The 11571-nt window shown below is 48.4% G+C and carries 8 protein-coding genes; 6 read left to right on the top strand and 2 right to left on the bottom strand.

The features are described 5' to 3' along the window. The first annotated feature begins 30 nt into the window (after positions 1-30). The 4 genes from ABD980_RS07145 to ttcA are packed head-to-tail and all read left to right on the top strand — an operon-like array spanning position 31 to position 3904. A complete protein-coding gene (locus ABD980_RS07145) occupies positions 31-1809 on the top strand; it encodes a M61 family metallopeptidase (protein WP_345370626.1) in 1779 nt (592 codons plus the stop codon). Further along, positions 1790-2551 (top strand): SDR family oxidoreductase, encoded by a 762-nt coding sequence (locus tag ABD980_RS07150; protein ID WP_345370628.1) that lies wholly within the window; start codon positions 1790-1792, stop codon positions 2549-2551. Before ABD980_RS07145 ends, ABD980_RS07150 begins: the two co-directional genes overlap by 20 nt. 19 nt (positions 2552-2570) lie before the next feature. After that, on the top strand, positions 2571-2942 hold the full coding sequence (gene folB / locus ABD980_RS07155; protein WP_345370630.1) for a dihydroneopterin aldolase: 372 nt from the start codon (positions 2571-2573) through the stop codon (positions 2940-2942). A 2-nt stretch (positions 2943-2944) separates the two neighbouring features. Next, positions 2945-3904, top strand: coding sequence for a tRNA 2-thiocytidine(32) synthetase TtcA (gene ttcA, locus ABD980_RS07160; RefSeq protein WP_345370632.1), 960 nt, complete (start codon positions 2945-2947; stop codon positions 3902-3904). Between the two features lie 28 nt (positions 3905-3932). Here ttcA and ABD980_RS07165 read toward each other — a convergent pair whose 3' ends face one another. Together ABD980_RS07165 and metH are read right to left on the bottom strand one after the other, a co-directional pair. Beyond that, the gene (locus ABD980_RS07165; RefSeq protein ID WP_345370634.1) at positions 3933-4748 is read right to left on the bottom strand and encodes a helix-turn-helix transcriptional regulator; all 816 of its coding nucleotides are present in this window, start codon (positions 4746-4748) and stop codon (positions 3933-3935) included. A gap of 1 nt (position 4749) precedes the next feature. Next, positions 4750-8532, bottom strand: coding sequence for a methionine synthase (gene metH / locus ABD980_RS07170; RefSeq protein WP_345370636.1), 3783 nt, complete (start codon positions 8530-8532; stop codon positions 4750-4752). Positions 8533-8882: 350 nt separating this feature from the next. On the opposite strand from metH, the gene ABD980_RS07175 reads away from it, so the two are divergent. Both ABD980_RS07175 and ABD980_RS07180 read left to right on the top strand, forming a co-directional pair. Further along, positions 8883-10724: a TonB-dependent receptor domain-containing protein gene (locus tag ABD980_RS07175; RefSeq protein ID WP_345370638.1), complete on the top strand. Its 1842-nt coding sequence runs from the start codon at positions 8883-8885 to the stop codon at positions 10722-10724. Beyond that, positions 10724-11536 carry an ABC transporter substrate-binding protein gene (locus ABD980_RS07180; protein ID WP_300646892.1) on the top strand — a complete coding sequence of 271 codons (813 nt, stop codon included), beginning with the start codon at positions 10724-10726 and terminating at the stop codon, positions 11534-11536. Before ABD980_RS07175 ends, ABD980_RS07180 begins: the two co-directional genes overlap by 1 nt. Positions 11537-11571: the final 35 nt, after the last annotated feature.

The following is an 11571-nucleotide window of genomic DNA, read 5'->3' on the forward strand; positions in this document are numbered from 1 at the left end:
TGCCTCCGCTTATTTCGTAAAATAAAAGTTATGGAACAAGATATTATTTTTTACCGCCTTTGTTTCGATGACCTATCTGGCCATCGCCTCACAGTTAGTCTAAGTATTCCGCAACCAGACCCCTCTGGTCAAAGGGTGTTTTTACCTGCGTGGATACCAGGCAGTTACTTAATTCGTGACTTCAGTCGTCAAATAGAAAGCATACAAGCTTTTGCGCAAGAAAAGCCAATTCGTATCCAAAAAATCAATAATCACGAGTGGCTTTGTGAGCCTTGCGCTGGCGAACTACGTATCGAATATACCGTTTATGCCTGGGACTTATCAGTGCGCAGTGCACATGTGGATGATAGCCATGCTTTTTTTAATGGCACAAGTGTGTTTTTGGGGGTGAGTGGCCAGGAACATAAACGCTGTCAAGTAGACGTGGTCGCCCCTAAAGGAAAAAACTGGCAGGTTTATACCAGCATGCCCGAGGCCGCCACCCACCCAAATGCCGCGCCACGCCATGGCTTTGGTGTCTACGAGGCACCTGATTATGATGCCTTTATTGACCACCCTTTTGAAATTGGCACCCCACAATATGTGCGCTTTTACGCCCATGGTGCGTTGCATGAGATGGTATTTACCGGGGTGGTTCCTGAGCTTGATTTAACACGTATTGCTGCCGATGTACAAAAAATCTGTGAAGCACAAATCGAGCTATTTGAACCAGAAAGTCGTGATATTCCCTTTTTAGACAGCTCTGATCGATATGTGTTCATGACCATGGTCACAGCGGATGGTTATGGTGGGCTTGAGCATCGCAGCTCTACTGCTCTGATGACCTCACGCTCTGACTTACCAACAGTTCACTGCGACCCAAATAAAAAAAGCCAGGGGTATCAAGACTTCTTAGGGCTGGTGAGCCATGAGTATTTTCATACATGGAACGTCAAGCGTATCAAACCCAAAGCCTTTGCTCCCTATGACCTATTACGCGAGAACCACACTCAATTACTATGGGTATTTGAAGGCTTTACCTCGTACTACGATGAGCTCATGCTCTGGCGCTCGGGTGTCATTGATCACACTACATTTTTAGCACGTCAAGCCCGCACTATTACTCAAGTGATGCGCCAAGGCGGTCGCAAAAAACAGTCCGTAGCGGAGAGCTCATTTGACACATGGACGCGTTTCTACAAGCAAGATGAAAACTCGCCAAACGCCTTGGTTAGTTACTACAGTAAAGGCGCTTTGGTAGCACTAGCTCTGGATTTATACATCCAACACCACAGCCAAAATGCGAAAAGCCTCGATGATGTCATGCGTCTTTTATGGCAACGTTATGGCAAACACTTTTATCGCGGCCAAGCATTAGGCATCGAAGAAAATGCAATGCCCGCACTCATTCAGGAAGCCACGGGCGTGGATGTATCGGCGCTCATCCAACGCTATGCAGAGGGGCGTGAAGACCCTCCTTTAATCGAGCTCTTTGGCTTGCATGGCATCACCCTTCAAGCCAAAGCTCCTGCTCAGCCCTCTTTAGACGTACGTCTCAAAGAACAACCACAAGGGTTACAAATCCTGACTGTTTATGAAAATGGCGCAGCGCACCGTGCAGGCTTATCAGCTGGCGACTGGGTGGTTGCTATCGATGGCTTGCGTGTACAAACACAACAGCAATGGGATCAGCGACTTCAGCGTTATGGGCTAGGCGCATCCTTAGACATCCATGTGTTTCGTCGTGATGAATTACGCTGCTACACCGTCACGCTTTCTGAAAGCATTGCTAAGGAATATGAGTTTACCCATGACACCAACACCAACTAAGACCGCCTTAGTCACGGGTGCCGCCAAGCGCCTTGGTAAGCATATCGCCCTTAGCCTCGCGGCTGAGGGTTGGGATATTGCCTTACACTACCACCGCTCTGAAAAAGACGCCCTTGCCACGGCCACCCGTATCCGTGAACTAGGGCGCCGGTGCGAACTGTTTTGTGCAGACCTACAGCAACAAGATGCCGGCCAGCAGCTGATGCAAGCCGTGATCACACGTCTGGGTCCCGTGCAACTGCTGGTTAACAATGCTGCGCGTTTTGAATACGATAGTGCCGCTGATTTTTCTAGTGAATGCCTCCAAGAGCATCTCGGCTCCAATCTCATCGCCCCCTTACAGCTTATTCAAGCCCTAGGCGCACAAAAACCACAAAAAACGCCAGCTGTGGCAATAAACCTGCTCGACCAAAAGCTTTGGGGCTACAATCCTGATTTTTTCTCATACACCTTATGCAAAGCAGCGCTAAAATCCGCTACGATTATGATGGCGCAAGCGCTCGCTCCGCATGTACGTGTAGTAGGCATCGCTCCTGGTTTGACTTTACCTAGCCATCTCCAAAGCCCAGAAGACTTTGCGCGTACGCATCGGCTTTCTCCTTTGGGACACGGCAGTAGTGTCGATGACATTTGTCGAACCGTGCTATACGTCGTCAACACCCCCAGTATTACTGGCAGCTGTATTGTGGTGGACGGAGGGCAGCACTTAATGGGTCTACAGCGCGACTTTAGCCTACTTTAATTTTGGAAGTACCGGTTTTATGATTACCCCCCCGTTTTTGCGTCGAATTTTTTTAAATAAGCTAACGATTGACGCACGTATTGGGATCCTAGAGCATGAATTACGCGCTACCCAACCCATTTATGTTGATGCAGAGTTTGATACCTTAGTCACAGCGCGTTGCAACGACCAAGACATACATAGTGTTTTAGACTACCGCCAACTACGACAGACTATTATTGATTGCTGTACCCAAGAGCATGTTAATCTTTTAGAAACATTGATTGAGCGTACTGCACAAGCGATCTTAGAGCGCTTTCCTTCCGTACAGCGCGTTAAACTACGAATTAGTAAACCCCAAGCATTTACCGACTGTGAAGCGGTGGGTATTGAAATTGAACTACAGCGTTAATTATGAACACTCAGGATTTCCCTACTAAAGCAGAGCTAAAACAAAAGCACGAAAATAACAAATTAGAAAAACGGTTATTAAGGGAGACCGGACGTGCTATTGCTGACTTTAATATGATTGAAGACGGCGATAAAGTCATGGTGTGTTTATCTGGGGGTAAAGACTCGTATGGTTTATTAGATATTCTATTAAAACTAAAAGCCCGTGCGCCGATTCATTTTGATATTGTGGCGGTTAACCTAGACCAAAAACAACCTGGTTTCCCAGCAGATGTACTCCCTAATTATTTAGAAAGCATTGGGGTGGATTACCACATTGAAACGCAGGATACTTATTCCATTGTCACCCGTGTTATCCCCGAGGGCAAAACTTATTGCTCGCTTTGCTCCCGTTTGCGTCGTGGTATTTTATACCGGGTGGCAGAACAGCTGGGGGCAACTAAAATTGCGTTGGGTCACCACCGGGATGATATTTTAGCCACATTTTTCTTGAATTTATTTTATGGCGGCCGCTTAAAAGCGATGCCTCCTAAACTCCAATCCGATAATGGTAAGCATATTGTGATTCGCCCTTTATCCTATGTAGCAGAAAAAGATCTTATCGCTTATGCAAAATTGCGTAACTTTCCCATCATTCCCTGTAATTTATGTGGCTCTCAGGAAAACCTAAAGCGCCAAGAAGCAAATCGTATGATTGCAGAGTGGGATAAAAAATACCCGGGGCGCACATGGAATGTGTTTGGAGCACTGAATACCGTTGTACCCTCACATTTAATGGATAGGAATTTATTCGACTTTGCTAATTTAGCAATTACCGGCGAAGCAGACCCAGAGGGAGATACGGCTTTTGATGCGCAGGACTTTAGTCCAGCCCCTGAAGCGGTACGCTTTGGCGATACGAATACCGAGCCCACAGCATCAGTGCAGCCTATGCCTAAGGTGATTCCTATTCAACGCCAATAAGGTGAAAAAGGCGGCTCCTGCCGCCTTATCAATGTGGTAGTAGCATAACTAGCTTACAGTCAGCACGTATTGCCAACCGAAAAGTAAACTGTTGGTACACCAGCAAGCCCTGCTTAGGGTGATTGAACTCACGAATCCCACCCTCACGCTCTGTCACCATTTGCCGCCCCCACCACTGAGCAAAGATAGGGCTCTGCTCTTGTAGCTCGGCGACCAGGGCGCGCACTTCGGGCTCATCCACATGCACCCCCACATCCGCTCGAAACTCCCCCACCACGCGCTGGGCACGGCGCTCCCAATCCACAACCAAATCACGAGCGCGGGTATCTAAAAAGATATAACGCAATAAATTAGGCTTAGAGCTGCAATCTGGCCAACCTGCAAATAAATCTAACAAAGCCTGATTACGTGCCAGCACATTCCAACTGCGATCCAAAATATACGCCGGCGCAAGGATGTGATCCACGCAGTCACTTAACCCCTGCGGCAATGGCTTAAGCTCAGCTTTGTCGGCCTCGGGGTCCGCGCATTCAGCTAGATCAAATAAGTACTGCCGCTCTGCGCGAGATAAGCGCAGCGTTTTTGCTAAGCGCGCACATACCGTAGGTGAAATCGAAACATCTCGCCCCTGCTCTATCCAGGTGTACCACGTGACACTAATAGCACAAAGCTGAGCGACTTCCTCACGCCGTAATCCAGGGGTGCGACGCCGTGTTCCTACAGGCAAGCCCCAATCTTGGGGCTGTACATGCGCACGCGCCTCTCGTAGAAAATTGCCTAATACTTTGCGGCGTAAAGCCGCCGCAGAGGTATCCGCTTTAGGGTAGCTAGAATTGTCGCACACATTAATTATCACGCAATGCAAAAGCCAACGCACGCCGTACCTCGGCTTCGTCGCGCCCACTACGTGCTATAAAATCGGCTAGCTGATCCTCTCCTATATCGCCAACACTAAAATATTGAGACTGAGGATGACTAAAATAAAATCCCGACACACTAGAAGCGGGGTGCATGGCCGAACCTTCGGTTAAAAACATTTCGATGTCTTCACAACGCATAACACGGAACATATCTGCTTTTACCGTATGCTCCGGGCACGCGGGGTAGCCAGGTGCCGGTCGAATCCCTTGGTATTTTTCACGAATAAGGGCGTCGTTGTCTAAGTCCTCGTCGGGCGCATACCCCCAAAGATCCCGTCGCACTCGAGCATGCAAGCACTCAGCAAAGCCTTCTGCAAAGCGATCACCTAGCGCTTTTAACATGATGTCAGAATATACATCCCCTTCGGCTAAAAAACGCTCCGAGTGTTTTTCTATGTCTAACCCGCCCGTTACCGCAAACATACCGATATAATCTTCGATACCGCTTGCTTTAGGGGCAATGTAGTCAGCCAAGCACTTGCTATCGACCCCTTCGCGTTTTACCGTTTGCTGGCGCAAATTACGCCAAGTAAATAACACCTCGGAGCGCGATTCATCCGTGTAGATTTCAATATCCTCACCATTGACCGTATTAGCAGGATAAAAAGCCACCACACCGTTTGCGCGCAGCCAGCGTCCATCGATGATTTTTTTCAGCATCGCCTGCCCATCCGCAAACAGCTTTTGCGCTTCTTCGCCAACCACCTCGTCCTCTAGGATACGTGGGTAACGCCCAAACAAGCTCCACGTCTGAAAAAATGGGGTCCAGTCAATAAACTTAACGATTTCGTTTAGATCAAAGTTTTTAAATAAACGACGCCCGATGAATTTTGGTTTGGGTGGGGTGTAATGATCCCAATCGATTTTTGGTGCATCTGCCCGCGCTTGCTCTAAAGAAATCAATGGTGTGTGCTGACGATTCGCATGGCGTTCACGCACCAAGTCGTACTCTTTACGTAAAGCCTCTAAATAAGGTTCGCGCGCGTCTTCTGACATCAACTGCGTGGCAACCCCAACCGAACGGCTTGCATCCGGCACATAAATCACTGGCCCATCATAATTAGGCGCAATTTTTACAGCTGTATGCACACGACTTGTGGTAGCCCCACCGATCATTAAAGGAATATTACGCTCGCGGAAATAAGGGTCTCGCTGCATTTCCGAAGCCACATAAGCCATTTCCTCTAGGCTAGGGGTAATCAAGCCCGATAAACCTACAATATCCGCATTGACCTCTTTGGCCTTAGCAAGAATCTCCGCACAAGGCACCATGACGCCCATATTAACCACATCAAAGTTATTACACTGCAGCACCACGTCCACAATATTTTTACCAATATCATGAACATCGCCTTTAACGGTAGCAATGACGATCTTACCTTTGGAACGCACATCGCCCCCGGCCGCTTCAATTTGACGTTTTTCCTCTTCAATAAAGGGCACCAAATGCGCAACGGCTTGTTTCATTACCCGGGCGGATTTGACCACCTGTGGCAAGAACATTTTGCCCTCACCAAACAAATCCCCCACAATATTCATACCGTCCATTAGCGGCCCCTCGATGACCTCGATAGGACGACCACCACGTGCAGCTATCTGCTGACGGATTTCCTCTGTGTCTTCTACAATATATGTGGTTATGCCATGCACCAACGCATGGGCTAAACGCCCCTCTACGGGTTGCTCTCGCCAGCTCAGGTCTTCTTCACGTTTTTTGCCATCGCCTTTTACGTTTTCAGCTAGCTCCACTAAACGCTCGGTATTGCTGCGTTCATCGTCGGGATCGGTTTTCCCCACTGGCTCTGCGCGATTTAAAATAACGTCTTCGACCATGTCGCGCACCACAGGGTCAATATCTGCGTAAACCCCTAGCTGTCCAGCATTTACGATACCCATCGTCAACCCTTCACGGATCGCGTAGTATAAAAACACGGTGTGAATGGCCTCGCGCATGGCTTCATTACCACGGAAAGAGAAACTAACGTTTGAAATCCCGCCCGAAGTACGTGCATGAGGAAGATTTTTATGAATCCATGTAATCGCCTGAATAAAATCTAACGCATAATTATTGTGTTCGTCTAAGCCCGTAGCTACGGCAAATACGTTGGGGTCAAAAATAATATCCTCAGGCGCAAACCCAACCTGATTCACTAAAATATCGTAAGCTCGACCACAGATTTCGATACGACGCTCAAACGTGTCGGCTTGACCAATCTCGTCAAAGGCCATCACCACCGCTGCCGCCCCATATTTTTTGCAAAGCTTAGCGTGTTCAATGAACGCCTCCTCGCCCTCTTTCATGGAAATCGAGTTCACAATCGCCTTGCCTTGCACGCACTGTAAGCCCGCTTCAATCACAGACCATTTAGAGCTATCGATCATAATCGGCACGCGTGAAATATCCGGCTCAGAAGCAATTAAATTCAAGAACCGCTTCATAGCTGCCTCGGAGTCCAACATGGCTTCATCCATGTTGATATCAATGATTTGCGCCCCGTTTTCTACCTGTTGGCGCGCCACATCCAACGCCTCTTCGTACTTTTCCTCGCGAATCAAGCGCAAGAAGGCTTTACTGCCGGTTACGTTGGTGCGTTCACCCACGTTCACAAACAGGCTGTCCTCATCAATATTTAAGGCCTCAAGCCCAGATAAACGCGTTTTAATGGGGATATTTGGCACCTGACGCCGTGGCAGTGATTTGACTTGCTCCACAATCGCACGAATATGCTCTGGCGTGGTACCACAGCACCCCCCTACCATATTCACCAGACCCGCTTGAGCAAACTCGTGTAACAGGCTGGATGTGTCTTTAGGGGTTTCATCAAAACCCGTTTCTGCCATAGGGTTAGGTAATCCAGCATTGGGATATACACACAAATAGGTATCACAGATTTTAGATAGCTCTGCAATATACGGGCGCATCAACGCCGCTCCCAACGCACAGTTCAGCCCTATCGTCACAGGGCGCGCATGACGTACAGAGTTCCAGAATGCCTCAACCGTTTGCCCTGATAAAATACGCCCCGAAGCATCTGTCACCGTGCCTGACACCATCACTGGCAAACGGATACCACGCTCCTCGAACACGGTTTCCACTGCAAAAATAGCCGCTTTGGCATTAAGGGTATCAAAAATGGTTTCGATCAAAATAATATCGACCTCGCCATCAATCAAACCATTCAATTGCTCTGTATATGCATCACGCAACTGCGCAAAAGTGATGTTGCGAGCGGCCGGATCATTGACGTCAGGGGAAATGGAAGCGGTTTTAGGTTGCGGCCCCAATACACCTGCCACAAAGCGTGGTTGCTCTGGTTGGGTATACGCATCACAGGCCTCCCGCGCCAACCGAGCAGAAGCCAAGTTGAGCTCATAAGCAATGTCATAAAGCTCGTAGTCGCCTTGCGCTACCGCGGTCGCTCCAAAGGTATTCGTACAAATCACATCGGCCCCGGCTTCTAAATATTGGCGATGGATCGCTTGAATAATATCGGGGCGTACTAAGGACAGAAGCTCATTGTCACCTTTCAGATCTTTATGGTGAGTCTTAAAGCGATCCCCACGAAAATCCTCTTCGGAAAGCTTGTATTGTTGAATCATGGTACCCATCGCACCATCCAAAATAACAATACGTTCACCAAGCAAACGCACAAAGTCAGCAGCACGAGTATACGAATCCAGAGGATAGGGAGCGGCAGGATAAGACACGGTAAATTCCTACAAAGTGTATCAATTAAGCAACAAAAAATAGAAAGTGAGCTAATCCAGTACACACACTTTCCTTAGCTACGTTTTAATTGTAGCCTTAGTACAGCATTACGCTGAATTTACATCATAGAAACAAAGGTTTATATAGGCGAACGCTAGAGTCTAACGGATTCTATATAACTTTCAGTCCTATACAGGAAACGTAACCGTATAACGGCAAAACGTGCTGCCCCCGCAACGGTATTAGCTCATCACTAAGCCCGATACTGGCCTTTGTTTTCTACCTGAATCATCCGTGCTTACGGTTTACTTTCATGGCGTGCGGGGACGCGCGCCCAGCAGGTATATTCATGAAATTTTCTTTTTATCGTCCGAGTCTAAGTCTACTCGCTAGTCTGCTTTCCGCTTCCGCTTTTGCACAAGCTTCTGTCAAAGAGCTGGATCATATCGTTGTCACCGCGGCGCGTGCGCCCCAATCAGAACAAGAGGCAATCGGCGATATCAGTGTCGTCTCAGCAGAAGAAATCGCTCGTGCAGGCCAGAACAGCGTAGCTGAAATCCTCGCCCGCCAACCTGGTATCGAGTTTTACAATAGTGGCGGACCACAAACCACGACAGGGGTATCGATCCGCGGCGCCGAGGCACGCCATACATTAGTGTTAGTCAATGGCATGCGTATCAACAGCAGCATCAATGGTAGCGCCAACTGGAATGCGATCGACCCAGCCAGTATTGAGCGCATTGAAATTGTACGAGGCGCGGCAAGCAGTCTTTATGGTTCCGATGCAATTGGTGGCGTAATTAATATCATCACCAAACAAGGTGCTGCTCATCAGCCCGCCCAGCTCTACGGATCGATTGGCTATGGCAGCCACCGTACCGTCAAAACCCACTTAGGGATGGATGGTGGCTCTGAAAGGCTCAGCTATAACTTTAACGCCAGCTTTGCTGATAGCAAGGGTTTTAATGCCACAAACAAAGACAACACTTTTTCCTACTACGCTGACAAAGACGGCTACCAAAGTCATAGCCTTAGTGGTGCCCTCGCTTATGAATGGGCTACTGGGCAAAAAATAGGAATAAACGCGTATAACAACTACATCAATGGGGATTTTGATGCGGGCGAGTTGATTCGAGACGCTTTTACCCAAACCCGCCAACAAAGCTATGATCTTTATAGTCAAAATCGCCTTGGTGCTAACTGGCTCAGCACTTTAAACTTTGGTCTAAGTAAAGAGCAAGTGGTAAACCCTGCCTATGACAGTCGCTTTAGTACGCTACAACGGCAATATCGCTGGCAAAACGATTGGGATTTAAGCGCCCATCAACAGCTCGCTTTTATCGTAGAGCGTCTCGAGGAGCGCATCACACATCAGTTGGCTTATACGGATACCAACCGCAATACCAACGCTGTGGCGGCTATTTACCGGGCTCAATACGGACAGCATCGCGTCCAAGCAAGCCTGCGCAATGACAATATCAGTGGTTTTGGGCATCGTATGACCGGTGGGCTCGGTTATAAAATGGATTTAAACGATTCATGGACCATCGGTGCGGCGGCGAATACAGGTTTCAAAGCCCCTTCTTTTTCTGATTTGTACTATCCCTTGGACTGGGGCTTTCAAGGCAATCCTAACTTAAAAGCTGAAAAATCTCGTAATGTCGAAGCCTCTCTTGGCTACGATGACGGAACCAGTCAATTCAAAGTCACCGCTTTTCAAAATAAAGTCCGTGATCTGATTGACCCCTATGTGTGTAATGACAACTTTGAATGTACCGCGCTAAATGTTGATCGCGCTACGATCCGCGGTGTGTCATTATATGGTGCACATGATATGGGCTCCGTTCGTCTATGGGCAGCGGCAGACTTCACCAATCCGCGCGACGACAGTAGCCGTAATCAGCTAGTACGCCGCGCAAAACAAAACATCAAAGCCGGGGTGCAATATCAATGGCAAGTGCTTGATCTAGGCGCAGAATACCAATACGTAGGCAAGCGCTATGAAGACAAAGACAACCAAACCCAGCTAGGTGGCTATAGTTTAGTGAACTTAACGGCTGATTATGCGCTCAGTAAAACCATGACCGCCCAGATCCGTTGGAATAATATTTTTGATAAAACGTATCACAACAGCTATGGCTACAACATGCCTGGTTCCAATGTGTTTGTGAACCTGTCTTGGCGTATGTGATGCAAGTTATACGCCGATGGCTTTTAGTAAGCGTAGCACTGCTGTACTGTGGCAGCAGTGCCGCTTATGAGCGCGTTATTAGCCTAGCCCCACATATCACGGAGCTCATTTACGCTATTGGTGCTGAAGATAAGCTCATTGCCACGGTCAACAGCAGTGACTACCCTCCTGCCGCCAACCAGCTCCCTCGGGTTGGGGATGGGGTCAGCATTTCTGCTGAAGCCTTACTTGCCTACGCCCCTGACTTAGTATTGGCTTGGCAGCCTACTGCACAATTACAACGCCTTGAGTCCGTCTTGGCTCAAAGCCAAATTACGCTGCAGTATATTCAGCCTCAGTCACTCACCGAGATCCCACAAGCCGCCCTAACATTAGGTCAATGGTTAAACCGCGTTGAGCAGGCAGAACAAATCAGCGCCGAGTGGCAACAGCGTATCGCTCAACTGCCTGCTCCGCCCCCTCATACCAGTGCCCTGATTCTTTTAAATATAACCCCACTCTATGGGCTCAATGACCCCATGCTAAATGATGTGCTCCGGCATTGTGGTCTATACAATTGGATCCCCGCCGATCAGCCTGTGATGACTGCTATTACGCTTGAACAACTATTACAGCACCCCGCTCAGACCCTTATTTCTAGCGATACGCTCGACGAGCTTGCACCGCTACTGCAGCTGCTGGAACCCTTTTATTCACAGTCACCCCACATTTTGTTTGTAAATGCGGATCATTTTTATCGGGCTGGGCCTCGGTTAATCGAAGCCACTGAAGCGCTATGCGCACAAGTTCAGGCCCAAAACGAAGCCCAATAGGACGAAAAAGAACAAAATCGTTTATGCTTAGGGGG

The organism is Paenalcaligenes hermetiae (genome assembly GCF_039543645.1).
Classification (GTDB): Bacteria; Pseudomonadota; Gammaproteobacteria; order Burkholderiales; family Burkholderiaceae_B; genus Paenalcaligenes; species Paenalcaligenes hermetiae.

Bases quoted from the DNA above. Each gene is read 5' to 3' on its own strand.
- ABD980_RS07145 (WP_345370626.1), top strand. From the start codon at position 31: ATGGAACAAGATATTATTTTTTACCGCCTTTGTTTCGATGACCTATCT.
- ABD980_RS07150 (WP_345370628.1), top strand. From the start codon at position 1,790: ATGACACCAACACCAACTAAGACCGCCTTAGTCACGGGTGCCGCCAAG.
- folB (WP_345370630.1), top strand. From the start codon at position 2,571: ATGATTACCCCCCCGTTTTTGCGTCGAATTTTTTTAAATAAGCTAACG.
- ttcA (WP_345370632.1), top strand. From the start codon at position 2,945: ATGAACACTCAGGATTTCCCTACTAAAGCAGAGCTAAAACAAAAGCAC.
- ABD980_RS07175 (WP_345370638.1), top strand. From the start codon at position 8,883: ATGAAATTTTCTTTTTATCGTCCGAGTCTAAGTCTACTCGCTAGTCTG.
- ABD980_RS07180 (WP_300646892.1), top strand. From the start codon at position 10,724: ATGCAAGTTATACGCCGATGGCTTTTAGTAAGCGTAGCACTGCTGTAC.